Origin of the sequence: Planococcus sp. APC 3900, from assembly GCF_030407735.1 — a bacterium.
Classification (GTDB): domain Bacteria; phylum Bacillota; class Bacilli; order Bacillales_A; family Planococcaceae; genus Planococcus; species Planococcus notacanthi.
This window is the reverse complement of the sequence record NZ_JASDCT010000007.1, coordinates 78,526-103,692: the sequence shown is the minus strand read 5'-3', so window position 1 is coordinate 103,692 and position 25,167 is coordinate 78,526. Positions and strand designations below refer to the sequence as shown.

Annotated in this window: 24 protein-coding genes; 3 read left to right on the top strand and 21 right to left on the bottom strand. The window is 47.1% G+C overall.

Features of this window, described 5'->3' with window-relative positions; translation table 11 throughout:
• Position 1: 1 nt before the first annotated feature.
• The 18 genes from QMA04_RS14450 to hprK form a co-directional block, all read right to left on the bottom strand.
• On the bottom strand, positions 2 to 997 hold the full coding sequence (locus tag QMA04_RS14450) for a gluconeogenesis factor YvcK family protein (protein WP_191716556.1): 996 nt from the start codon (positions 995 to 997) through the stop codon (positions 2 to 4).
• A gap of 4 nt (positions 998 to 1,001) precedes the next feature.
• Complete coding sequence (gene rapZ, locus QMA04_RS14445) at positions 1,002 to 1,883, bottom strand: RNase adapter RapZ (RefSeq protein ID WP_191716557.1); 882 nt, start codon at positions 1,881 to 1,883, stop codon at positions 1,002 to 1,004.
• A complete protein-coding gene (locus tag QMA04_RS14440; protein ID WP_191716558.1) occupies positions 1,876 to 2,361 on the bottom strand; it encodes an NUDIX domain-containing protein in 486 nt (161 codons plus the stop codon). Before QMA04_RS14440 ends, rapZ begins: the two co-directional genes overlap by 8 nt.
• A gap of 204 nt (positions 2,362 to 2,565) precedes the next feature.
• On the bottom strand, positions 2,566 to 3,528 hold the full coding sequence (trxB, locus tag QMA04_RS14435; RefSeq protein ID WP_290186618.1) for a thioredoxin-disulfide reductase: 963 nt from the start codon (positions 3,526 to 3,528) through the stop codon (positions 2,566 to 2,568).
• 77 nt (positions 3,529 to 3,605) lie between these two features.
• Positions 3,606 to 5,120: a tetratricopeptide repeat protein gene (locus QMA04_RS14430; protein ID WP_191716560.1), complete on the bottom strand. Its 1,515-nt coding sequence runs from the start codon at positions 5,118 to 5,120 to the stop codon at positions 3,606 to 3,608.
• An 81-nt stretch (positions 5,121 to 5,201) separates the two neighbouring features.
• Complete coding sequence (gene hisIE / locus QMA04_RS14425) at positions 5,202 to 5,828, bottom strand: bifunctional phosphoribosyl-AMP cyclohydrolase/phosphoribosyl-ATP diphosphatase HisIE (protein ID WP_290186617.1); 627 nt, start codon at positions 5,826 to 5,828, stop codon at positions 5,202 to 5,204.
• Entirely contained in the window at positions 5,825 to 6,577 is a 753-nt protein-coding gene (gene hisF / locus QMA04_RS14420; protein WP_203340988.1) for an imidazole glycerol phosphate synthase subunit HisF, read from the bottom strand. The genes hisIE and hisF overlap by 4 nt, the downstream gene beginning before the upstream one ends.
• Positions 6,571 to 7,299: a 1-(5-phosphoribosyl)-5-[(5-phosphoribosylamino)methylideneamino]imidazole-4-carboxamide isomerase gene (gene hisA / locus QMA04_RS14415; protein ID WP_290186615.1), complete on the bottom strand. Its 729-nt coding sequence runs from the start codon at positions 7,297 to 7,299 to the stop codon at positions 6,571 to 6,573. The genes hisF and hisA overlap by 7 nt, the downstream gene beginning before the upstream one ends.
• A complete protein-coding gene (gene hisH / locus QMA04_RS14410) occupies positions 7,292 to 7,921 on the bottom strand; it encodes an imidazole glycerol phosphate synthase subunit HisH (protein WP_191716564.1) in 630 nt (209 codons plus the stop codon). The genes hisA and hisH overlap by 8 nt, the downstream gene beginning before the upstream one ends.
• The gene (gene hisB / locus QMA04_RS14405) at positions 7,918 to 8,505 is read right to left on the bottom strand and encodes an imidazoleglycerol-phosphate dehydratase HisB (protein WP_191716565.1); all 588 of its coding nucleotides are present in this window, start codon (positions 8,503 to 8,505) and stop codon (positions 7,918 to 7,920) included. Before hisB ends, hisH begins: the two co-directional genes overlap by 4 nt.
• The gene (gene hisD / locus QMA04_RS14400) at positions 8,502 to 9,785 is read right to left on the bottom strand and encodes a histidinol dehydrogenase (RefSeq protein WP_290186611.1); all 1,284 of its coding nucleotides are present in this window, start codon (positions 9,783 to 9,785) and stop codon (positions 8,502 to 8,504) included. Before hisD ends, hisB begins: the two co-directional genes overlap by 4 nt.
• Positions 9,782 to 10,408 (bottom strand): ATP phosphoribosyltransferase, encoded by a 627-nt coding sequence (hisG, locus tag QMA04_RS14395; RefSeq protein ID WP_191716567.1) that lies wholly within the window; start codon positions 10,406 to 10,408, stop codon positions 9,782 to 9,784. Before hisG ends, hisD begins: the two co-directional genes overlap by 4 nt.
• A complete protein-coding gene (gene hisZ, locus QMA04_RS14390) occupies positions 10,408 to 11,565 on the bottom strand; it encodes an ATP phosphoribosyltransferase regulatory subunit (protein WP_203340984.1) in 1,158 nt (385 codons plus the stop codon). The genes hisG and hisZ overlap by 1 nt, the downstream gene beginning before the upstream one ends.
• A 131-nt stretch (positions 11,566 to 11,696) precedes the next feature.
• Positions 11,697 to 12,209, bottom strand: coding sequence for an acyltransferase (locus QMA04_RS14385; RefSeq protein ID WP_290186608.1), 513 nt, complete (start codon positions 12,207 to 12,209; stop codon positions 11,697 to 11,699).
• Positions 12,206 to 12,862 (bottom strand): pyrophosphatase PpaX, encoded by a 657-nt coding sequence (gene ppaX, locus QMA04_RS14380; protein ID WP_290186607.1) that lies wholly within the window; start codon positions 12,860 to 12,862, stop codon positions 12,206 to 12,208. The genes QMA04_RS14385 and ppaX overlap by 4 nt, the downstream gene beginning before the upstream one ends.
• Complete coding sequence (locus tag QMA04_RS14375) at positions 12,859 to 13,794, bottom strand: nucleoside recognition domain-containing protein (protein ID WP_191716571.1); 936 nt, start codon at positions 13,792 to 13,794, stop codon at positions 12,859 to 12,861. Before QMA04_RS14375 ends, ppaX begins: the two co-directional genes overlap by 4 nt.
• Before the next feature lie 19 nt (positions 13,795 to 13,813).
• Entirely contained in the window at positions 13,814 to 14,626 is an 813-nt protein-coding gene (gene lgt, locus QMA04_RS14370) for a prolipoprotein diacylglyceryl transferase (RefSeq protein ID WP_290186605.1), read from the bottom strand.
• Positions 14,627 to 14,647: 21 nt separating this feature from the next.
• Positions 14,648 to 15,574 carry an HPr(Ser) kinase/phosphatase gene (hprK, locus tag QMA04_RS14365; RefSeq protein WP_191716573.1) on the bottom strand — a complete coding sequence of 309 codons (927 nt, stop codon included), beginning with the start codon at positions 15,572 to 15,574 and terminating at the stop codon, positions 14,648 to 14,650.
• A 176-nt stretch (positions 15,575 to 15,750) separates the two neighbouring features.
• Here hprK and QMA04_RS14360 point away from each other — a divergent pair, with 176 nt between their 5' ends.
• The 3 genes from QMA04_RS14360 to QMA04_RS14350 all read left to right on the top strand — a co-directional run bounded on the left by QMA04_RS14360 (position 15,751) and on the right by QMA04_RS14350 (position 18,806).
• Complete coding sequence (locus QMA04_RS14360; RefSeq protein ID WP_290186708.1) at positions 15,751 to 16,305, top strand: N-acetylmuramoyl-L-alanine amidase family protein; 555 nt, start codon at positions 15,751 to 15,753, stop codon at positions 16,303 to 16,305.
• 97 nt (positions 16,306 to 16,402) lie between these two features.
• Positions 16,403 to 18,349, top strand: coding sequence for an elongation factor G (locus tag QMA04_RS14355; RefSeq protein WP_290186602.1), 1,947 nt, complete (start codon positions 16,403 to 16,405; stop codon positions 18,347 to 18,349).
• Positions 18,350 to 18,380: 31 nt separating this feature from the next.
• Positions 18,381 to 18,806 (top strand): DUF1801 domain-containing protein, encoded by a 426-nt coding sequence (locus QMA04_RS14350; RefSeq protein ID WP_290186600.1) that lies wholly within the window; start codon positions 18,381 to 18,383, stop codon positions 18,804 to 18,806.
• A 120-nt stretch (positions 18,807 to 18,926) separates the two neighbouring features.
• Here QMA04_RS14350 and QMA04_RS14345 read toward each other — a convergent pair whose 3' ends face one another.
• The 3 genes from QMA04_RS14345 to uvrB all read right to left on the bottom strand — a co-directional run bounded on the left by QMA04_RS14345 (position 18,927) and on the right by uvrB (position 25,068).
• Positions 18,927 to 20,096 carry a DUF4097 family beta strand repeat-containing protein gene (locus tag QMA04_RS14345; protein WP_191716577.1) on the bottom strand — a complete coding sequence of 390 codons (1,170 nt, stop codon included), beginning with the start codon at positions 20,094 to 20,096 and terminating at the stop codon, positions 18,927 to 18,929.
• A gap of 100 nt (positions 20,097 to 20,196) precedes the next feature.
• The gene (uvrA, locus tag QMA04_RS14340; RefSeq protein WP_290186597.1) at positions 20,197 to 23,079 is read right to left on the bottom strand and encodes an excinuclease ABC subunit UvrA; all 2,883 of its coding nucleotides are present in this window, start codon (positions 23,077 to 23,079) and stop codon (positions 20,197 to 20,199) included.
• Positions 23,080 to 23,085: 6 nt separating this feature from the next.
• On the bottom strand, positions 23,086 to 25,068 hold the full coding sequence (gene uvrB, locus QMA04_RS14335; protein WP_203340976.1) for an excinuclease ABC subunit UvrB: 1,983 nt from the start codon (positions 25,066 to 25,068) through the stop codon (positions 23,086 to 23,088).
• Between the last annotated feature and the right edge of the window lie 99 nt (positions 25,069 to 25,167).

The window sequence follows — 25,167 nt, the reverse complement described above, 5'->3', positions numbered from 1 at the left end:
ACTAGAAGTAAAGCTGCTTTGAATCTTCACTGGCACGGCCCCCAGCATATTCAAATAACCATTCTGCCACTTTCATCGGCTCATGCCGCACTATTTCCCCAAAGATATTGGCGATGTCTTTTCGGTGGACTTCGAGGCCCATCTCTTTCAGCTTCTCTTCGTCATATTCCACCGGCCATGCTTTTTCTTTTTTGTAGCGTTCGGCAACAACCGGCGGCACTTGGACTTTATCTAGCAGAATCGCATCCAAAAATCTTTCGCCGACATGGTCATAAAGTGCCTGTACGTGGTCAGAGGCTGTATATTCATAGGTTTCGCCCGCTTGTGTCATTAAATTACAGATATAAATCTTCTTCGCTTTTGCCGCAAGAACTGCTTTTTTAATATCTTTCACGAGTAGATTCGGCAAAATACTGGTGTACAAAGAACCCGGTCCGACCACGATTACATCGGCGTTTTCAATGGCCGCTATCGCAGCAGGCAGTGCTTTTACATCACGGGGTTCGATGAACACCCGTTTAATCGGCTGCAAATATGCAGGAATCTTGGATTCGCCTTTGATGATCGTGCCGTCTTCCAACTCTGCATTGAGCGTTACAATTTGATTGGCCGCAGGCAAAACGGTGCCATTGACACTCAATACACGGCTCATTTCATGGACGGCATGAGAAAAATCACCGGTAATATCCGTCAAAGCCGCAAGCATCAAATTACCCAAGGAATGGCCATCCAAATCCAAGGAATGTTTGAAGCGGTACTGGAACATTTCCGCTACCAATGGTTCTGTATCCGATAATGCAGCCAGCACATTTCGGATATCTCCTGGTGGCGGGATGTCCAAGTCATTTCGCAAACGCCCTGAACTTCCCCCGTCATCTGCCACAGTAACGATAGCCGTCAAATCCAGCGGATACAGCTTCAATCCCCGCAAAAGTGTGGAAAGGCCAGTGCCACCGCCTAAAATAACAATGCGTTTCCGGTGTTGGTTGCGTTCCATGCACTCAATCCTTTCTTATTTTGACGTCTCTGTGGGTGATGATGACTTTATTGTTCTCAGCGAGAAGTTTTCCGTAGTACTCAGCCAAGGTCACAGAACGGTGCTGTCCGCCTGTACAGCCAAAGGCAATGACCAATTGGGCTTTTCCTTCATTTTTGTATTGCGGAATCATAAACTGCAGAAGATCCGTCAATTTCTCGATTAGCGTCTGTGTTTCCTGCCATTTCAGCACGTAGCTGGAAACCCGTTCATCCAATCCCGACAAAGGATTCAGCTCTTCAATATAGTAAGGATTCGGCAAAAAGCGGACATCGAAGACCAGGTCGGCATCGATCGGCATGCCGTGCTTAAACCCGAAAGACATCACATTCACTGTGAACACATTGCTGGTCTTAGAAGAAAAGTCCGCGATGATTTTCTCCTTCAGCTCACGTGGCGACATATTGGATGTATTGTATTTAAACTGCGCTCTTCCCTGAAGATCACTTAACATGTCACGTTCTTTTTTAATGCCGCCCAAAACCAGTCCGCCTGGCGATAACGGGTGAGATCTTCTGGTTTCTTTGTATCGGCTCACCAATGTTTGGTTTTCCGCATCCAGAAACAGAACTGTGATGGAGACATTCGGTTCCTGCGATAAATGGTCGATCGATTCTACAAGGCTGTCAAAAAAGTCGCCGCCTCGTAAATCCATGACTGCTGCCACACGTTTCATCGATTTCCCTGAATCTCTCATCAACTTGATAAAAGTAGGCAAAAGGGCAGGAGGCAAATTATCAATCGTAAAAAAGCCCAAATCTTCAAAACTTTGGATTGCCACAGTTTTTCCTGCTCCTGACATGCCTGTAATGATGATTAACTCTGTTTCTTCTTGGCGGTTATCCATTTTGGTGGTTCACCTCTTCTATTGATGTTTGGATGGTTTCTTTGATTAACTGGAAGTCCGGTGTGTAATGGAATGTCCCATACTGGATTCCTTGCTGGCTGGCCGCAAATTGCAGGTTGGTCCGGTCGCCTTCTGCCATCGGCAAAAACGCCAGATCCTCAACCGGATGCCATTCCAATAAGCCTTCTCGTGTTTCTTCAAACACTTTTCCGGTCAGTCCACGGGCTGCAAATGTGAAGAGCATCCACTCGTCCACATTTTGTCCATTTTCCTGGATCATCATCGTGTATATGCCTTTTAAATGAGTTCCAACCGGAGTCGCATTCGTTTCTTCTTTAAACTCCCGAACGGCCGCTTCGAAAATCGACTCACCGGGCTCCATCTTTCCGCCAGGTGCCACATACCAGTCACGGCGCGGTTTCTTCAATAATAATACTTGTCCATTTTGGATAACTAATAAATTCGCGATTCGCTGCACATTCGACACTCCGCATCTATTGTAAACTTACTTCATTATACATGTATCCTGGTGTGTCATGCAAAAGAATGCAAAAAAAGAGGCCGTTTACCGGGTTGCCCGGAAAACGGCCTATCCAAATTCTTTATAAAAAGGGGGTCAATTTACTTTCTTAACTATACCTCTTATACATGACAAAGCTGTTACAAACAGATTAAGAAAAAATTAAGCTTGAGTTTTCATTGCCATTTTCTCGATAAGCTCTTCAATAAAATGTTGAGCTGCCTGTGCTGCAATGCTGCCATCTCCTGTTGCCGTAACTACTTGGCGCAAAGTTTTTTCACGAACATCTCCGGCTGCAAAGATTCCTGGAACTTTGGTTTCCATCTTCTCATTGGTCACCACATATCCTTCATCATTTAAAATCCCCAGTTCAGTAAATGGCTTTGTCAAAGGCAACATGCCGATGTAGATGAAGACGCCGTCTGCTTTAAATTCTTTTTCAGTCCCATCATCCGTCGATACCAATGTTATGCCTCCAACTTTGCCGTTTCCATCGTCGTGGATTTCTTTGACCGTGTTGCTCCAGATAAAGTCGATCTTGTCATTGGCGAATGCACGGTCTTGAAGGATTTTTTGGGCACGAAGTTCGTCGCGTCTGTGGACGATGGTTACTTTATCCGCAAAACGAGTCAAATAAACGCCTTCCTCGACTGCTGAATCTCCGCCGCCGACAACCACTAATTCCTTTTGTTTAAAGAAAGCTCCATCACAAACCGCACAATAGCTCACGCCGCGGCCGCCAAGTTCAGTTTCTCCTGGAATGCCCATTTTCTTGTACTCGGCTCCCGTTGTTACGATAATCGCACGTGTTTTGTACTCTTTTGATCCAGCTTTGATGGTTTTGTATTCCTCGCCGTCAATAATTTCGGTAACATCGCCATAAGCGTATTCAGCACCGAATTTCTTCGCATGTTCAAACATTTTTGTAGATAAATCCGGTCCAAGGATATGGTCAAACCCTGGATAGTTTTCAATTTCTTCCGTATTGGCCATTTGGCCACCCGGAATGCCGCGTTCAAGCATCAATGTCGATAGATTCGCACGGGAAGTGTAAACAGCGGCAGTCATGCCTGCTGGTCCTGCTCCAATAATAATTACATCATAGATTGTATTCGTTTCAGTCATAACAATAGACCTCCTATTTCTCAGTAGCTAAATCGTATAAGATTCCGGGAAAACCTTCAACTTTTATGCCTATGCTCCTATTTCGGGAGGTAAGCAATGAGTTCTTTCATGTATTTCGTCAATGTAGCGACCGAAACACTGAACTGGTCAGCCACTTCTTTTTTTGTCAGCTTTTCATTTTTGGATGTACTGACCATATAGTCAACAGCTGCCGCCAATGCTGCCGGATTCTTAAACGCATAGTTGCGCGGGAATGCTTTTTCAACTAACAAGAACCACATTTGAAAAAGGTCTTCCTTCTGCTTCGTGACCATTTCTTGATTTGCGTAGAGGAGCTCTGCAGTTTCCATTGCACGCATGAATGCCCGTTCTTCAGGAACAGACTCTTTGAACGGATGGCCAAGCGCATATCCGAGCACAAACGTTTCCAATGCCGATGGCTGAGTGGATTCCAGCCAATTTGGATGTGAAATAATTTCCTGTTTATGGGACGATTTGCCGAGCAGGAACAACCCTAAGAGCCGCTCACTTTTTTTGGCATGATCCAACTTCTTCGTCAAGTAATCACGGTCATGCTCCAGTGCGTCTGCATGCGGCATCGCGGCATGCTCATTCCATGGCTCATAGCCATCTTTGCCTGGATCCATTTTCTTCAATTGCTCCCATGCTTGGCGGGATGCTTCTTCATGCCCCGAATGGTAGGCAGCATGCGATAACCAGAAATAGAAAGCAGGGTCTCCGTCAAAGCCGCGTTTCTGCAAGCTTTTCAGCCAACGATAAGCTTCCTTGTATTTGCCGACCAGTGCAAACGTCGCTCCCAGTTTGTAGCGATGCTCGAATACGTAAGGCTGGATTTTTTTCAACAGCTCAAGGACATCATCCAACTCCGCATTTTTTTCGTAGTAGTGGAAGACTGCCAAGTTACAGAGGGCGTGGAGATTCCCTGTGTTTCTGCGCAGTACATCATGGAGCAGCGCTTTCGCCATTTCGGCTTCCCCGATATAAAAGTAAGCCAAAGCAAGGTTGTTATAGGCGCCCCAAAAGTCAGCCTTTTCCTCAACAAGCTTTTCCAACAGCTCAATGGCTCCAGTAAAATCGCCTTGCTCCATCATCCGGCGGGCTTTCTCCTGACGGTAATAATATTCGCTGTCCTGCGCTTCCCCGTCATCGTCAAACAGCTGCCAGTCTTCCTGTTCTGCGAAATCCACAATTTCCATGGCTTCGGCTGTATATTTCCCTTGCGTCTCATAGACCAGGTATTTTTTGGCGTATTTTCGCGCATCCCAAAACAAGCCCATATGCGCATGGACTTCTGCAAGAAAGAATAGGATTTCGGGTTCTTTCGGATCCAGTTCATGCGCAGCATGCAGCATATCCATAGCCTGTTCAAACTCCTGCATTTCCATCAGCACAATACCGTATTGCGACAAGATGAGCGGATCTTTCGGGCTCAGCTCTGAAGCACGGCGCAAATATTTATGGGCTTTTGGATAATTTTCACGCTGAAGCTCTTTCAACCCTTTTTTGTAGTAGAATTCTCCTGTCGGTATAAAAGACAGCACGTTTTTATAGTTTGTTTTTTTATTCTCCAAAATATGCCTCCGAAAAAGTAAAAGGAACGATCAGAATCGTCCCTATACTCAAATGTGCTGTAATTATAGCATATTTCCGTGTTATTTACTTGTCGTTTTTACAGCGTGGCGCTCTTTTAGTACGTCAACCACCTGGCTGATTCCTACTTTTTGCTCTTGCAGCAGAACCAATACATGATAGAACAAATCAGCGGTTTCCATCGACAGCTCCTGTGCATCACGATTCTTGGCTGCAATGATTACTTCAGCCGCTTCTTCGCCCACTTTTTTACAGATTTTGTCTACCCCTTCTTCAAACAGATAGGTGGTATAGGCGCCTTCAGGCATTTCTTCTTCACGCGTTTTAATTAACAATGTCAATTGGGCGAACATATCCCCTGGAGATTCATTGCGTTCTCCGTGGATTGTTTCAAAGAAACAGCTGTCTTTGCCTGTATGGCAAGCAGGACCATTGGGAATCACTTCATAGATCAGTGAATCGCCGTCGCAGTCCAAACGCACCGCTGTCACTTGTTGTGTGTTTCCGCTGGTAGCGCCTTTGTTCCACAATTCCTTGCGGCTTCTTGAATAAAGCCACGTTTCATTGGTATCCATGGTTTTTTGGACCGCTTCTTCATTGGCATATGCCAAAGTCAGTACTTCTTTTGTTTCTGCGTTCTGGATAATAACGGGAATCAGCCCGTCTTGGTCATATTGAATCGTTGTCATCGGACATTCACTCCCTCTTTCCGTAGATATTCTTTTACTTCAGCCACGCTGGTTTCTTTGTAATGGAAAATGGATGCAGCCAATGCGGCATCGGCATCCACCGCTTTAAATACTTCGCTGAAATGCTCTTTATTTCCTGCACCGCCGCTCGCAATAACCGGCACTTCGACCGCTTCGCGCACAGCCTGCGTCAATTCCAGGTCAAAACCGTCTTTCGATCCGTCTTTGTCCATGCTCGTCAACAGCAGTTCGCCGGCTCCGAGTTCCACGCTCTTTTTTGCCCATTCAATGGCATTCCATTCGGTTTTATTGCGGCCGCCATGTGTATAGACGTCCCAGCTGTCGCCGTTTTTCTTGGCATCAATGGCGACGACGATGCACTGGGAACCGAAGAAATCAGCACCTTCTTTGATTAACTCCGGACGGTCCAGAGCCGCTGTGTTCAAGGATACTTTGTCAGCACCTGCACGCAGCATACGTTTCATGTCCTCAAGGCTGCGGATGCCGCCGCCTACCGTAAACGGAATGGAAAGCTCGGTCGCAACAATTTTGACTACTTCCACCATAGTTTCTTTCCCCTCATGAGAAGCAGAGATATCAAGAAACACCAGTTCGTCCGCTCCTTGCTTATCGTAGAAACGTGCCAGTTCAACAGGATCTCCTGCGTCACGCAATGAAACGAAGCTGACGCCTTTGACGACGCGCCCTTCTTTGACATCCAGGCACGGAATAATGCGTTTTGTCAGCATGACAAAGCCTCCTCCAATGTAAAACGGTTTTCATATAAGGCTTTTCCGATAATCACACCTGCGATGTTGCTGTCACTAGATGCTTGCTTGACGTTGCGGATATCTTCCAGTGAACCGATGCCGCCGGAGACAATCACTTGTGCGTCTTCAGCTTCAACCAACGCTTGATTGGCTTTGATATTCGGTCCGGCCAGCGTGCCGTCTGTTGCAATATCCGTGTAGATGAAATGCTTAGCGCCTTTTGAAGCGAAATAATTCGCCACTTCCGTCGCAGCCTGTCCGGATGTTTCAATCCAGCCTTCTGTAGCAGCCATGCCATTTTTAGCATCAATGCCGATGACGATGCGGTCAGCACCGAACTCCTCGATGAACGACACTGCAAGTTCCGGGTTGCGGATGGCAAGGCTTCCGATAATGACACGCGCTACCCCATTCGATAAATAATGCTGGATGTCTTCACGTGTCCGGATACCTCCGCCCACCTGCACTTTAGCTCCCAGTTTGGCTGCTTCGATCACGACTTGGTCGTTGATCCGGACGCCGTCTTTGGCTCCGTCCAAATCGACCATATGTATCCACTGTGCGCCTGCTTCTACGAATTTTTTCGCCATATCCACAGGCGAATCGCCGTAGATGGTTTCCTGGGCATAATCCCCCTGGAAAAGACGTACACATTTGCCATCCCGCAAATCGATTGCAGGATAGATTTGAAAGTTAGTCATTTAGGTTCCTCCTGACATTTGCGATCCACTGTTCCAATAAATAATGGCCGAAGTCGCCGGATTTTTCCGGATGAAACTGCATGCCTGTAATCAACCCATTGCCGACCACTCCCGGCACGTCATGGTTCCCGTAACTTGCAGTTGCCCAAATTTCCTGTTCATCTGTATTGACCGCCAAAAAAGAATGGACAAAATAGACATGGGTATCGCTCAAGACTTCATCCAGCCAATAAGGTACACGTGAAAATTCGAGGCGGTTCCAGCCCATATGCGGAATCCGGTAGGTGCCTTTTTCAAAACGGCGGATTTGTCCCGTCAGCAAGCCCAGTCCTTTGGTCGGTTTTACTTCAGAACTGTCTTCATATAATAATTGCATGCCGAGGCAGATTCCAAGTAGCGGAATGTTTTTCTCCGGCAGCGATTGGATGAATGCTGAAAGGCCTTTTTGGTTCAGAAGCTCCATTGCATCCGGAAATGCACCGACTCCCGGCAGCAGAATCCCTTCCGCTTCCAGCAGTACAGCCGGATCATCCGAAACGATCACCGTGCAATCCAGTTTTTTCAAAGCCTGTTCGACGCTGAACAAATTGCCCATGCCGTAATCGATGATGCCGATGATCATGTCAACAGCCCCTTTGTGGACGGAACTCCTTTGACACGCGGGTCAATGCTTGTCGCTTCATCCAGTGCCCGTGCCAATGCCTTGAACACTGCTTCGATGATGTGGTGTGTATTTTTTCCGTAGTGGACGATGACATGGACATTCATACGTGATTCCAGCGCGAATTTCCACAGGAATTCCTGCACCAGCTCCGTATCGAATGTCCCCACTTTTTCATTTGGAAGTTCGCAGCGGAACTCCAGATGCGGCCGGTTGGAACAGTCGATGACCACTTGTGCCAGCGCGTCATCCATCGGCACAAATGCATTGCCGTAACGGCGAATGCCTTTTTTATCGCCAAGAGCTTCTTTAACAGCCTGGCCAAGCACGATTCCGATGTCTTCTGTTGTGTGGTGATCATCGATATGGGTGTCCCCATCCGCTTTAATATCGCCATTGAACAAGCCGTGCTTGATGAACAGGTCCAGCATATGGTCCATGAATGGAACGCCTGTATCGATGGTTGATTTGCCTTCTCCATCCAATGAAAAGTTGATGGCTACTTTGGTTTCATTGGTATTGCGTTTGATTTCAGCTTGTCTCATTGTTCATTCCCCTTTTCCCACGACCGCGATTCGACTGCACGCGCATGGCCTTCCAATCCTTCAAGGCGCGCCAGACGGGCGATTTTATCTTTATTTGTTTGCCAAGCTTGCTCGCTGTAGCGGACAATGCTGGTTCGTTTAATAAAATCATAAACAGATAATGCGCTCGAGAAACGAGCCGTGCTGTTGGTCGGCAATACATGGTTGGTTCCCGCAAAATAATCGCCGATCGGCTCGGATGAATAGCGTCCGATAAAAATGGCACCGGCGTGGTGGATTTTGTCTGCCACCGCTTCTGCATCCTCCGTCATGATTTCCAAGTGTTCAGGAGCCAATTGATTCGCAGCTGCAACCAGCTCTTCCATCGTCTCTCCCAGGTAAATCATGCCATGATCTGCAATCGCAGGGCTGGCGATGGCTTCACGCGGCAAAAGAGCCAGTTGCCGGTCCACTTCTTTGGAAACCGCATCGGCTAAGCTTTCGCTTATCGTCAACAGCACCGCACTGGCCATCGGATCGTGTTCTGCCTGTGACAATAGATCCGCTGCGACTTCATCGGCATAAGCCGTGTCGTCAGCGATTACAGCAATTTCACTCGGCCCTGCAATCATATCGATGGCGACATCGCCGTTGACTTCCCGTTTCGCCAACGCGACAAAGATATTGCCGGGACCGGTAATTTTATCGACGGGGGCAATGGACTGTGTGCCGTAAGCCAATGCCGCAATGGCTTGGGCACCGCCTGACTTATAGACTTCCGAAATTCCCAGGATATAGGCCGCTGCCAACACTCCGTCGGACAAGGTGCCGTCTTTGCCTGGAGGCGAAATCAAAACGATGCGGGAAACGCCCGCTACCTGTGCAGGAATGACGTTCATCAACACGGATGAAGGATAAGCAGCAGTTCCGCCTGGCACATAAAGCCCCGCAGATTCGATGGCGGTGACACGCTGGGCAACATACGAACCGTCCTCGTTGTCCAGCCGGTATCCCTGCTGTTGCTGGCTTTCATGGTAATTGCGGATATTCGCCGCTGCTTCTGTCAGATCCCCCAGCAGTTGGCGGTCAAAACGCGCGACCGCTTGTTCAATTTCTTCTTCTGTTACACGCAAGGATGATAGTTTGGCACCGTCCCATTTTTCAGCGTAACGGAACATCGCCTGATCACCATTTTCCCGAACGTCCTGGATAATATCTTTTACTGCCGCAACCTGCTGGCCGGTTCCTTCTGCAATTGTTCTTCTGATGGAAATTCCTGCTGACAAACGAGTTATTTTCATAAGCTTGCCTGCTTTCTCAAGTTCTCCACAAGTTCGGTAATGCGCTTCTGCTTCAAACGGTAACTGACCGGATTGGCAATTAAACGCGATGTGATGTCGACGATTTTCTCGTATTCGACCAACCCGTTTTCCTTCAAGGTTTTGCCGGTCGAGACGATATCCACAATGCGGTCTGCCAAGCCGATCATCGGCGCCAATTCAATTGAACCGTTCAATTCGATGATTTCGACTTGTTCGCCTTTGCCTCTATAATATTGTGAAGCCACTTTCGGATATTTGGTCGCTACCCGCGGCGTCACTTCATTCATCGGTGTATCGGGCATACCGGCAGTCGCGATATAGCAACGGCTGATGCCAAGATCCAATAATTCATAGACATCCCGGTCATGCTCGAGCATGACGTCTTTCCCGGCAATGCCGATATCCGCGACTCCGTGTTCCACATAGGCAGGAACGTCCATCGGCTTGGAAAGGATAAAGCGGATGTTCTCATTGGGCGCTTCAACAATCAATTTCCGCGAATCGTCGAGTTCTTTCGGCAAATCATAGCCTGCCTTCACCAATAATTCGTATGCTTCTTCAAATATACGGCCTTTGGGCATTGCAATCGTTAATGCATCCATCAATTGGCACCTTCCATTCGTAGGACATCACTGAACAAAGCGCTGAATTCATCTATAGCCAGAACCGCTGGCGCGAATTGCAGCGTAACCCGTACGCCTTCGCCGCGAAGCTTCTGCGCTTTGTCAAACGCCCGTTCTTCATTGGGTTCATCAAAAAGAATCAAGGTATGGTTTTCCTGTTCGGCATCGGCAGAAATGATTTCCAACAGGCGGTCGACACGCAGTCCAAAACCGGTTGCGCCGACCTGAAGCCCGAATTGCTTCATCAAGCCATCATAGCGTCCTCCGTTGCCGAGCGGAAATCCGCTGCCTGCTCCATATACTTCAAACACCAAGCCGGTGTAATAAGTCATGTGGCTGTTAAACGATAAGTCATATGTAACCGCATCGGCCAAACCGCTGCGCTCCAATATGGTCTTCAACTTTTTCATGCCTTCGAATAACGAAGTCTGTTTGGTATTAGCCGGATCGATCCATTGCTGCCATTCTTCGACAGTTGACGTTGACATCAAGCCGATAAACGATTCCAGTCTGGAAGGCTCGATCGGCAACTGTTTAGCCAAACTTTCAAAACCGACGCTGTTCTTGGAAACGAAAGCGCTATGCACTTTCTCAATTTGTTCCTGATCCAATCCGAAGTCTTCAAGGATCAGCTGCAGCAATTGTGTATGGCCAATGACAAAACGGCTGGATTTAATATCCAGGTTCTTTAGGACGTTCCATGCCAGAATGATCACTTCAGCATCCGCATACAAGGAATCATCGCCGATCAGTTCTACGCCCATTTGTTCAAATTCTGCGGGGCGTCCGCCTTCACGCTTCTGGGCACGGAAAACGTTTGAATAATAGCCAAGCCGCACCGGCATTTTTTCTTTCAATAATTTCGAAGCGGCAACCCGTGCAATCGGTGACGTCATGTCCGGACGCAAAACCAAAGTTTCACCTTGGCTGTCCAATAATTTGAATAAGGCATTATCTGCAATGGCAGAAATTTTGCCTATGGTTTCATAGTATTCAAGTGTTGGTGTTTGCAATAGGTCATAGCCTGCTTGCTGGATAATGGCGGTTCCATTCGAACGGAGCTCCGCTTTCTTTTTAGCGATGAATGGAAAATCGTCTCTCATGCCTAATGGTTTTTCAAACATTTGTATAGTCATTCATAAAACTCCCTAATATTGGTTATTTTACTTTAGTTCGCTAATGTGGTGAAGTAATATTATTTTAGCGCATTTTTCCATCCATCGTCAAGGGATAACCTCGAAAAAAATCCTGAAAGCACAAGATGCTTTCAGGATTTTGCTTGGCGCTCCGCCATTTGTTCAGCTGTATAGATGATGTTCATCGGATTGCCCCCGACAAAAGCTCCAGCTGGCACATCTTTATGGACGAGCGTGGCAGCGGAAACAATCGCGCCGTTTCCAATGGTGATGCCGGGCAAAATCGTGGTGTTTGCTCCGATCATGACGCGGTCTCCAATGACTACGTCGCCGAGCCGGTATTCATCTATTAAATATTCATGTGCCAAAATCGTCGTGTTATAGCCGATCACTGAATTATTGCCGACCGTAATCCGCTCCGGAAACATAACATCCGGCATGACCATTAATGCAAAAGAGGAATGTTCACCAATTTTCATTTTAAGAAAAGTCTTGTACATCCAATTTTTCATCGGCAAAAACGGCGTATATCTGGCGGTTTGGATCACCATAAAATTTTTGGCTACCTTCCAGAAAGGAACCGTTTTGTAAATATGCCAAAGCGAGTTGGGGCCATCGACAAAATGCCGTTGTGTATTTCTCATTTCACTGCCTCTTTTGTCAGCTCCAATAAATCACTGATGTGCTGAAGCATATAATCGGGATTGAAACTCGCCAGGTAGTCTTCGCCTTTTGCTGACCAGGCAACGCCAGCCGTCCGGACTCCGGCATTTTTGCCGCCTTCAATATCATGCGAATTATCGCCGATCATCAAAGCTTCGTCATGAGATGCAGCTAATTGTTCCAAAGCCAGATACAGGGGTTCCGGGTCTGGTTTTGGATTGCTGACATGATCCAGGCCAATCAGCACATCGAAAACATCACTGACGCCCATCAGGTTTAGTCCATGACGGATTGTATCGCTTCTTTTGGTCGAGACAATCGCCATTTTCAGCCCTTGTGCTTTCAGCAGTCGCAGTGTTTCCGCCACACCGTCGTATTCTTCCACCAATTCATCGTGCATTGTCCGGTTCAAGGCGCGGTATTGTTCCGTCAACTCTTCCACACGCTCCGGATCAATCGCTGTGAATGTCTGTTTCAGCGACGGACCGATAAAATGCAGCACTTCTTCACGGCCAAAACGGCCAGGATAATGTTCATCCAATACTGCCAGAAAGGTCTGGATAATCAATTCATTGGTATCCAGCAAAGTACCATCAAAATCGAACAATAACGTATTGATTTTTTTCGTCGTCACGTGGAAACCACACCCTTCTCTTTTTCTTCCGCTTTACGCCACATATAGGAAACGAAAATCGTCAAAGCCAGGGCGGTGACGACGCGAATCGCCAGCAGCGGCCATATCGGGATGCCGAGTGGAATAAAAATCAGCGTATCTTCCACGATGGCATGGCAGGCAACCAGGAAGATGAAGACCAAAGTCGCATCTTTTTTGCTGACGCCGTCTTCCTGTACTGCTTGAATCATCACACCCGCTCCCATGGCCAGCCCAAATATCAGTCCGGAAGCAAGTGTCAGGGAAGCGTTTTTTTCTACCCCCAGCAGGCGTGTCAACGGCCCCAGCATAGAGGATATTTTCTGAAGATACTGCTTGTCTTTCAAAATTTGAATCATGAGCATCAAGGGAATGACGATCATTGCCAATTGCAGAACGCCAAACGATGCTTTCTCAAGCCCGATCAGGAAAATCGCCAGCCAGCTTTCTGGCACAGCAGCAGCTTCAGGAGCAAAGCCGTACTGTGCTATTTCGCCGCCGCCTTTCCAAAATAAATTGATCAGGATAGCGGACAGTCCAGCAAGACCGAAACGGACCACCAGCACTACCCACAGTTTGACGCCTACTTTCAGCGCTACGCCCGTCTCAATGAAAATGTTATGTGAGAATGACAGCATGACGGCCAGAATAAACACTTCCTTGACCGTCAGTTCCAATGACAGGATACCGGCGATACCGGCATACAGATTCAGCGCGTTCCCCAGAACCAGCGGAATGGCGGCATCTCCACTTAAACCGAACAAGCCCATAATCGGCGCTACTAAATCAATGATAAAAGGCAGAACCGGTGTATATTGAAGCATGGTGACGAGGAGGGTAATCGGGAAAATGATCTTCCCCAATGACCAAGTCGTCTTCAATCCTGCTTTCAATCCATTTTTCAACGTTGACATCTGATCGCTTCTTTCCAGGTTATTTGTCTTTATAATGCGGCGGATTTTTGATTGTTACTCTGCGGTATATGATAAGCACCACAGCGATAACAACGGCAATAACCGAGACCAATTGTGCGGCACGAAGTTCACCGACCACATAGAGGCTGTCTGTCCGCATTTCTTCGATAAAGAAGCGGCCCACAGAATACCAAATCATATAGAAGAAAAACATTTCGCCACGCACCAAATTCACTTTACGCAGCAACAGCAAAATGATGATGCCCACCAGGCTCCACATGGATTCATACAGGAACGTCGGGTGGTAGTAAGCTCCATCTATGTACATATGGTTGATGATCCAATCCGGAATGAACAGGTTTTCCAGAAACGTCCGTGACACTTCTCCGCCATGCGCTTCCTGGTTGATGAAATTGCCCCATCGGCCAATTGCCTGGCCGATCAGAATACTGGGTGCTAAGATATCCGCTACTTTCAAAAAGGAGGTATTGCGCTTTTTGGTGAACAGATATGCCACAATCACCGATGCAATCAAAGCACCATGGATGGCGATTCCGCCATTCCAGATGGCAATGATTTCACCGGGATTGTCTTTGTAATGTTCCCATTCAAATGCTACATAGTAAATCCGGGCACCGACGATAGCCAACGGCACCGCCCAAATCAATAGATCCGTTAAATATTCAGGGTGCAATCCCCGCTTGACCATTTCACGCTGCCCCACCAGAAAGGCAATGACAATGCCTGTTGCGATGATGACGCCGTACCACCGGACCGAAATCGGACCGAGTGAAAACGCGACCGGGTCTATTGAAGCTAATATTGAAAACATCTTGTGCACCTACCCATTCGCTTAGTTTGTATCTTGAGCAATGACGTCATCCAAACGCTTAGAAAATTCTTCAGCGGCATTGACGCCCATCCGTTTGAGGCGGTAGTTCATCGCTGCCACTTCGATAATGACGGATAAGTTCCGTCCGGGACGAACAGGAATTGTCAGTTTCGTTAAGTGCGTGTCGATGATTTTCATCTTTTCTTCTTCCAGTCCAAGACGGTCATAGGTCTTATCCGGATCCCACAGTTCCAGGTCAATGACCAGGGAAATCCTTTTAAAGGTACGGACAGCGCTCGCTCCAAATAAAGTCATAATATCGATGATGCCGACTCCACGGATTTCGAGAAGGTGTTCAATCAGTTTAGGCGGATGGCCAACCAGAGTATTTTCCCCTTCTTGGTGGATTTCCACGCAATCATCCGCTACCAGGCGATGGCCTTTTTTGACCAACTCAAGCGCCGTCTCACTTTTTCCGACGCCACTTTTTCCTGTCAGCAAGACGCCTACCCCATAAATATCAACCAAGACACCATGAATGGCTGTAGTCGGAGCCAATTGGCTTTCCAGGAAATTCGTCAACAAACTGGAGAAACGTGTGGTCGACATGGTCGTAGTCATCACCGGAACATGCCGATTGCTAGACGCGATAACCAATTCTTCCGGAACCGGAACGCCATGTGACACGATAATAGCCGGCGTATCGTCCGTGCACAGTTTCATCATGCGGTCCAACCGTTCTTTCGGTGTCAGCATGGCAAAAAAAGAAAGCTCGGTTTTGCCGAGCAATTGTACACGGTTTGCTGGATAATGAGTGAAATAGCCGGCCATTTCCAAACCGGGTCTTGAAATATCACTGATGGGTATATGGCGGCCGATGCCTTCTTCTCCGCTGATCAAATCCAGCTCGAACGTTTCCATCACTTGTTTTGTTGTTACTTGTCCCATTTATTACCCCTCATTCCTTATCCACATATTATTTCGAATTTTCATCGAAGTTGTTTTATTCCCATGCGGTTTGCTTTTATTTTAACATGGATAAAACAAATTTGAAGATTTTTGTCCCCTTTCCTCCTTTACCGAGCTATATATACGGCAAAAGGAGGTTTTTCATCGTGAAGATTATGATTGATGCCGGACACGGCCCTGAGACGCCAGGCAAGCGTTCACCGGATGGCAGACTAAGGGAATTCCATTTCAATTCTGCAGTGGCGGAAGAAGTCAAAAAGCGTTTATTTTTAGACGGCCATACTGTTTTTTTCAGCCATCAGGCGAATGTGGATGTTCCTTTGCACGAGCGTGTCAGTCTGGCCAATCGCTTGAAAGTGGATTTGTTCGTTTCTATCCATGCAAATGCCATGGGCCAAACATTCAATTCTGCCAATGGACTCGAAACTTTCACTTACACTCAGCCGCAAACAGCCACCCGCCAATTGGCTCAGATTGTCCAGAACTCACTGGTGTTGGCGACTGGACGAAAAGACCGCGGCGTCAAACAAGCTGATTTCGCTGTGCTGCGGGATACGCACATGCCGGCCATTTTAATGGAATGTGGCTTTATGACCCATAAGCAGGAAGTTGAACTGCTTAAATCAGCCGTATACCGGAAACGATGTGCCCAGGGGATCTGTTTTGGCATTGCCTGTTTTGAAGCAAACCGTTTGCCCTTATCGAAGTGAGTTTGACTTATTGGAACGCGAAAGCCACAGCGGCTTTCGCGTTTTTTGGTATTAGTGGCGATAAATTCTGCTAAACTGAAATTAAAGAGGTGATTTTATGAATAAAACCATTGGTATTCTTGCGCATGTTGATGCCGGCAAGACTACGTTCTCAGAACAATTGCTGTACCACACAAAAAGCATCCGTGAGCGTGGGCGGGTTGATCACCAAAATGCTTTTCTCGATAGCCACGCCATTGAAAAAAACCGTGGCATCACTATTTTTGCTGACCAAGCCCATTTTTCCTTCAACAATTCAACTTACTTTCTGATAGATACACCCGGACATGTCGATTTTTCCCCAGAGATGGAACGTTCGATTCAGGTTATGGATTACGCTATCGTCATCATCAGTGCGGTCGATGGCATTGAAGGGCACACTGAAACCGTCTGGCAGTTGCTGCAAAAATATAAAGTACCGGTCTTTTTCTTTATTAACAAAGCAGATCGTGAAGGTGCAGACCCTGTGGGCGTACTTGATGAAATCCGCTTGAACTTCACCGGTGATGCTTTCGATCTGACAAGCTCTTTTCGTAACGGAACCATGACTGAAGAACTGATAGAATTTATTGCTGAACGGGACGAAGCCTTGTTGACCCGTTATCTGGAATCCGGATACGAAGAGACTCTTTGGCTGGAGGCTTTCCAACAGATGATTGCGGACAAGCGACTCTTTCCAGCTGCCAGCGGTTCTGCTTTGCAGGACACTGGCATCCGTGAATTCCTCATGCAATTGGACCTGTTGACGGTCGGTTCCTATTCCGAAAGCGAGGAATTCGGTGCGTTGATCTACAAAATCCGGCATGATGAAAACGGCAATCGCCTCAGTTTTCTCAAAGCATTCAGTGGAACGCTTCAAGTCCGCGATAAACTGATATATGGGACCAAGCGTCTTGAAGAAAAAGTCACACAAATCCGCCTATACAACGGACAGAAATTCCTGACAGCAGACCAAGTACAGGCAGGAGAACTGTTTGCTGTCTCCGGATTAACCGAAGCGTCCGTTGGCGATTCGGTGGGCGCCCTACAGGAAAAAGCAGAGTTCGGTTTGGTTCCCACCTTGAAATCAACAGTCCTTTTTGATGCCTCCCTTTCTCCTAAAGAAGTGTTAACCAGCTTTCGGATGCTGGATGCCGAAGATCCTTCCCTGTCTGTTTTTTGGGATGAGTATTTTCAACAAATTCAGATTCAAGTGATGGGAACCATTCAATTGGAAGTTCTTGAACAAGTTGTGCTGGAACGATTTGGTTATCGTGTCAGGTTCGGTAATCCAGAAATTCTTTACAAAGAAACCATTGCGTCTTCCGTCAGGGGTTACGGACATTTTGAACCACTGCGGCATTATGCGGAAGTTCATCTGAAGTTGGAACCGGGAGAGCGCGGCAGCGGCTTTCAATTAGACAACACCTGCCATGCGGATGCTTTATCTGTCGGCCACCAAAACCTGGTTCTTCATCATTTGAATGAACGTACACACCACGGTTTATTGACTGGTTCTCCGGTAACCGATGTCAAAGCGACTTTAGTGACCGGCCGCGGACATAACCAGCACACGGCTGGCGGCGATTTTCGGGAAGCCGCATTCCGCGCACTTCGGCAAGGCTTGGAACAGGCACAAAATCGGTTGCTCGAACCGATGTACCATTTCAAAATCAAAGTCAATACTGACCAGATGGGGAAAGTGCTGTCTGACATCCAACAGGCTTATGGCAGCTTTTCAGCGCCTGAAACAACCGGCCCGAAAACGATGATTACCGGCCGTGTTCCCGTTGCTACATTCATGAATTACAGTTCGGAATTCGCAGCATTTACTCACGGCAAAGGAGCGCTCAGCCTGCTGTTCGACGGGTATGATTTCTGTCATAATGAAGATGAAGTGATTGCCCGGATTGGGTATGACAAAAACGCAGATCCCCTCTACACTTCCACTTCCATCTTTTGTGCGAAAGGCCAAGGCTATAAAGTGCCATGGGATGAAGCTGAACAGGCTATGCATTGTCTGTAAGACCACATCCGACAGAAAAGAGGGATGGGCCATGTATGAACCAAAAACAAAAGAAAACGACGCCGACGTCATTGAATTCATCGAAGCGGTCGAAAATCCTAAAAAGCGGCAGGATGCATACAAGCTGCTGGAACTATTTGAACAGGCAAGCGGATTTCCAGCCAGAATGTGGGGATCGAGCATCATCGGCTTTGGTTCTTATCATTACGTGTACAAAACTGGCCATCAAGGAGATGCTCCATTAGTCGGTTTTTCTCCTCGCAAAGCGAAGATTAGCCTCTATTTTGCAACTGGAGACGAGAAACGCGAAACGCTTCTCGAGAAATTAGGCAAGCATACCAGCGGCAAAGCCTGTGTTTATATTAATAAAACAGAGGATATCGATCTCGAAACTCTAAAGCAATTGATTAAACAGTCGATTGATTTTCTGCAGGAACTTTATCCTGATGCACATTAAAAAGTCCGGATGGCCTTTATAGGCCGTCCGGACTTTTTCAATTCTACTTATCTGAGGAAGCTTTGATGCACAATAAAAAAGAACCGGCTTAGAATATCTGAGCCGGTTTCGAGATAATGGTTATTCAATTGTTAAATAGCGGAGCAGGACTGAGCCTGTTTTCGTTTCGCCATAGACCAATAAAGGAGCCGCAGCTGGTTCCGTTCCCTGTTTAGAGAAACGAATGGATTTCTGCATAAACTGTCCTTGTTCATGGGTGCTGTCGATGTCCGACAGCAGTACATCCATTTTGCCCAAGTTCGAAGAAACTTCACCTTTCAGCGGCAAATGCGAAGGGATGTAAAGCTCGACATTGCCAGCCAAAGTTTTTGTTTCCAACTTGCGCGCTTCTTTGCATCTTGTAGTGGCAACAATATTGCCGTTCAACGATTTGGAAACGATTGTTTGAATATCGCCATCGATGTAGATGCGGCCATTCAAGGTTTCGGCTTCCAATACTTTTCCTTTTGTTTCCTGTACATGGATAGCACCATTGGCCGTTTCCAGTTCAGCATCGTCAAACTCCACATGCTTCAAATCGACTTTGCCATTTGCTGTTTTCACTTTGATCAGAGCAGCATCGACGCGTTTCATTGCAAAACCACCATTGAACAAGCGAGCAGTGATGTGCTCGTAAGAAGCTTCCGGCACGTACAATACAACATTCACTTGAGTTGTCTTCAAGTCACTGATGATGCGCAACTTGTGGTCATCAGCTATAAAGACGAACTTATCAAGAAAATCTGCTTTAGCTTGAGCCGGCGATTCTGAGCGATACGCTTTAACGCTGCATTCTGCACGCAGTAATCCGTCCTGCGACGGGAATATTTCCAATTGGCCGTTTGCGATATCCGCAATGATTGTGTTGAGGTCTGTTATTTCTTCGCTAAAGGTGTGAGTGAATTGAACTGCTTCACCAAATGGAGAATCGAATTCCATCGTTTTTAACTTGCCGACAGATGTTTGCATGAAGTCCATCATGCGGCCACCTAAATCGTTGAAGTCGCGGGAAACATTTTTCGAGACATTTTTTGAGACATTTTTCGAAAAGTCTTTCGATACTTTCTTCATAATATCTTCAGGTCTGAAAAATCCGCGTTTCCCTGATTTTTCTCTCTGGTTGTTGCGGCCGTAATCGGGCTCATTTGAAGAACTGCTGCCATCTATAGCGCGCAGCAACTCAACGGCTTCCCGCGCTGAAATTGTACCGTTCTCAACCATGTCCAAAATGCGTTCTTTTTCGCTTTGCATGTATTGTGGCCTCCTCATTGTCTGATTGCAGGCAAGCAGATGCTTACCTGAACAAGCAGATCTTTTCTTCTAAATGATACGTTTGGCAGCTCGAAAAGTTTCACTTAACCACTTTTTTCCTGCGGCTTGCTCCTTTAACCTTAGCATCCATACGCGCCCGATCCCGTTCAAGAATCGGTTTCAAGTACTTGCCGGTATAAGAGTTTTCGACAGCCGCAATCTCTTCCGGTGTGCCTGTCGCTAAGATGGTTCCACCGTTGTCTCCGCCTTCAGGCCCCAAGTCGATGATATGGTCCGCCGTCTTGATGACGTCCAAATTGTGCTCAATCGTCAAAACGGTATCCCCATTATCCACAAGACGCTGCAGAACCAACAGCAAACGTGAAATATCGTCTGCATGTAATCCCGTCGTCGGTTCATCCAGAATATAAAAGGACTTGCCATTCGAACGCTTATGCAGCTCGGATGCCAGCTTGACGCGCTGCGCTTCGCCTCCGGACAAAGTCGTTGCAGGCTGGCCAAGCGTTAAGTAGCCAAGACCAACATCTACGATTGTCTTCAATTTACGGCTGATTTTCGGGATATTCTCGAAAAATACAGCAGCGTCTTCTGCTGTCATGTCCAGGATATCGGAAATATTTTTGTTTTTGTACTTCACTTCCAAAGTTTCCCGGTTGTAGCGTTTGCCATGGCAAATTTCGCACGGCACATAGACATCCGGAAGGAAATGCATTTCTATTTTTATAATACCATCTCCGCGGCAAGCTTCACAGCGACCGCCCTTGACATTAAAGCTGAAACGGCCTTTTTTATAGCCGCGGACTTTAGCTTCGTTGGTCGTAGCGTAGACGTCACGGATGTCATCGAAAACACCGGTATAGGTTGCCGGGTTTGAACGTGGTGTCCGGCCGATTGGAGACTGGTTGATATCAATGACCCGTTCAAGCCCTTCAGTGCCTTCGATTGAATCAAAATGGCCCGGTTTGGCTTTTGCCCGGTTCAGTCGATGGGCGAGTGTTTTGTACAGGATTTCATTGATGAGTGTACTTTTTCCTGAGCCTGATACTCCGGTTACTGCTGTGAATAAACCGAGTGGAATTTCGACATCCACTTTTTTCAAATTGTTTTGATTGGCGCCGCGTATCGTAATTTTACGGTCGTTTGGCACTCTTCTTTCAGCCGGCAATGGAATAAATTTCTTGCCGCTTAAATATTGGCCCGTCAAGGACTTTTTGTTTTTCATGACCTTTTCAGGTGTTCCCGCAGCAATGATCTCGCCACCGTGGACCCCTGCTCCAGGTCCGACATCAATCAGGTAGTCCGCCGCCAGCATGGTATCTTCATCATGCTCGACGACAATTAATGTATTGCCGATGTCCCGCATGCTTTTCAAGGTTTCGATCAGCCGGTCATTATCGCGCTGGTGCAGGCCGATCGATGGTTCATCCAAAATGTATAGAACGCCTGTGAGCCTTGAACCGATTTGCGTCGCTAAGCGGATTCGCTGAGCTTCCCCTCCAGACAAAGTGCCTGATGCCCGGTTCAAGGTCAGGTAATCCAACCCGACATTAATCAAGAATCCAATACGCTCCTGAATTTCCCGAATGATCAATTTGGCGATTTGAGCGTCTTTTTCCGACAGGACCAATCCATCAAAAAATTCATTGGCTTCAATAATCGAAAACTCGGTTACTTTACCGATGTGTACGTCATTGACTTTAACAGCCAAGGTTTCCGGCTTCAAACGGTAGCCTTCACAAACTGTACATGGTTGTTCTCCCATGTATTTCTCCATTTGATCACGGATATAATCTGAGGACGTTTCCCGGTAACGGCGATCGACGTTGGATAGCACGCCTTCAAAATGAATGTGGTTATCCCGGATCTGTCCATAATCGTTTTCATAACGGAAACGGATTTTATCGTTTCCAGAGCCCCGCATAATCACGTTGATATGTTCTTCCGGCAGTTCACTCACAGGAACATCCATGTCAATCTTATAATGCTTGCAAATTGCTTGCAGCAACTGCGGATAATATTGGGAACTGGTCGGCTGCCAAGGCACGATCGCACCTTTATTCAAAGATACGCTCCAATCAGGGATGACCAGTTCGGGGTCAACTTCCAGCTTCATGCCGAGGCCGTCACATTCAGGACAGGCTCCGAAAGGCGAGTTGAATGAAAACATTTTCGGTTCCAATTCACCGATTGAGAATCCACAGATCGGGCAGGCATGATGTTCGCTGAAAAGCAATTCTTCCTCTCCCATAACATCAATCAGTACCCGTCCTTCTCCCAAACGCAAAGCGGATTCCAATGAATCGCTGAGCCGCGGCGCAATGTTCTCTTTCATGACGATGCGGTCGATGACCACTTCAATCGAATGTTTTTTATTTTTATCAAGCGTGATGTCATCATCCAGATCGATCAATTCCCCATTGACACGAACCCGGACATAGCCTTGTTTTTTAACGTCTTCCAGCAGCTTGACATGCGTTCCTTTTCGGCCTGAAACAATCGGTGCCAAAATCTGCATTTTTGTACGATCCGGATAGACAACCAAACGATCGACCATCTCTTCAATTGTTTGAGATGAAATTTCGATGCCATGATTGGGGCAGATCGGTTTGCCGATCCGTGCATACATTAAACGCATGTAATCATATATTTCCGTTACCGTCGCTACTGTGGAACGCGGATTCTTGCTGGTGGTCTTCTGATCGATGGAAATGGCCGGTGACAAGCCTTCGATCAAATCGACATCCGGCTTATCCATCTGTCCTAAGAATTGGCGGGCATAAGAAGACAAAGATTCTACATATCGCCGTTGTCCTTCAGCATAAATCGTATCAAATGCTAATGATGATTTGCCTGAGCCCGAAAGCCCGGTCATGACCACAAGTTTATCGCGCGGAATGACAACGTCTATATTTTTTAAATTGTGCGCACGTGCGCCTTGTATCCGTATTTCCTGATTTTTCAAGTTTCATCATCCTTCCGCTTTCAATTCAAGCACTGTATCACGCAGCTCTGCAGCCCGTTCAAAATCAAGCGCTTTTGCCGCTTCTTTCATTTCTGATTCGAGCAGCGTAATCAGTTTCATGCGATCTTCTTTGTTGAGTTTTTTACCTGATACCGCTTTTGATACATATTCTTCCGACTCTTCCGCAGCGACAGTCGCACGGATGACATCACGGATTTTCTTCTGTATAGTAACTGGCTTAATGCCGTGTTTTTCATTGTATGCAGCTTGAATTGTACGGCGGCGGGTGGTTTCATCCATCGCCTTCTGCATTGAATCCGTCACTCTGTCTGCGTACATAATAACGTGGCCATTGGCATTTCGCGCTGCCCGGCCCATCGTTTGGATAAGAGAGCGCTCCGAGCGAAGGAAACCTTCTTTATCGGCATCCAGAATGGTCACTAAAGAAACTTCAGGGATATCCAATCCTTCACGCAGCAAGTTGATCCCGACGAGCACATCGTAAACGCCCATCCGCAACTCCCTTATGATCTCAATCCGTTCAAGCGTCTTGATCTCAGAATGCAGGTAATTGACTTTGATGCCCGCATCTTTCAAATAGGCCGTTAAATCTTCCGACATTTTTTTGGTCAATGTGGTGACCAGCACACGTTCATTGTTTTCCGCACGCTGCCGAATTTCATACATCAAGTCATCTATCTGCCCTTCGATCGGACGGATTTCGATGGTCGGGTCAAGCAATCCGGTCGGCCGGATAATCTGCTCCACCATTTCGGGTGTATGTTCCATTTCGTAGGGCCCTGGTGTCGCCGACACAAAAACCGCTTGGCTGATATGCTTTTCGAATTCATCAAACGTCAACGGGCGGTTGTCCATCGCTGAAGGCAGACGGAAGCCGTAATCAACCAAAACTTTTTTCCGTGCTTGGTCACCATTAAACATCCCCCGTACTTGTGGCAGCGTTACGTGGCTCTCATCCACAACCAATAGAAAGTCCTCCGGGAAATAATCAATCAATGTGTAAGGCTGTGCGCCTGGTGGACGAAGCGTCAAATGCCGGGAATAGTTTTCAATGCCGGAGCAGAAGCCCATCTCGCGCATCATTTCCAGATCATAGCGCGTCCGCTGTTCAAGGCGCTGCGCTTCCAACAATTTGTCTTCGGCGCGCATTTCCTTCAAGCGTGCTTCCAACTCTTCTTCTATGTTTGCAATCGCTTTGACCATTTTATCTTCACGTGTTACGAAGTGGGATGCCGGAAAAATGGCTACATGATCGCGTTCTCCGATAATTTCACCAGTCAATGCGTCGACTTCACGAATGCGGTCAATTTCATCACCGAAAAACTCGACACGCAAACATCTCTCGTCGCGTGATGCCGGGAAAATCTCAACGACATCTCCACGTACACGGAAAGTTCCGCGAATAAAATTAATATCATTGCGTTCGTATTGAACATCCACTAACTTCCGCAACAACTGGTTGCGTTCGATTTCCATCCCTTTACGCAAAGAAACAACCAACTCACGGTATTCCTTCGGCGAACCAAGGCCGTAGATGCAAGAGACCGATGCAATAACGATGACATCGTCCCGCTCAAATAAAGAACTGGTCGCAGAATGGCGAAGCTTGTCGATTTCGTCATTGATGCTGGCATCTTTTTCAATGAACGTATCCGACTGAGGAACATAAGCTTCCGGTTGATAATAATCGTAATAACTGACAAAATACTCTACTGCGTTATCAGGGAAAAATTCCTTGAACTCGCTGTAGAGCTGACCTGCCAATGTTTTATTGTGGGCCATGACCAGCGTCGGCTTTTTCACCTGCTGGATAACGTTCGACATTGTGTAGGTCTTACCTGTTCCTGTCGCTCCCAGCAAAGTCTGGCAACGTTTGCCGTTGATGATGCCTTGCGTCAATTCAGCAATCGCCTGAGGCTGGTCGCCAGCCGGTTCATAAGGAGCTTGAAGATTAAATTCCTGTTTCATAATAAGACGTCCTTCCGTTATTTCGTTACTTCTACTTTAACATATGCCCTAAAAAACCACTAACAAAAAGCGAACGTATGTTTTTTATGGTGGAATCCG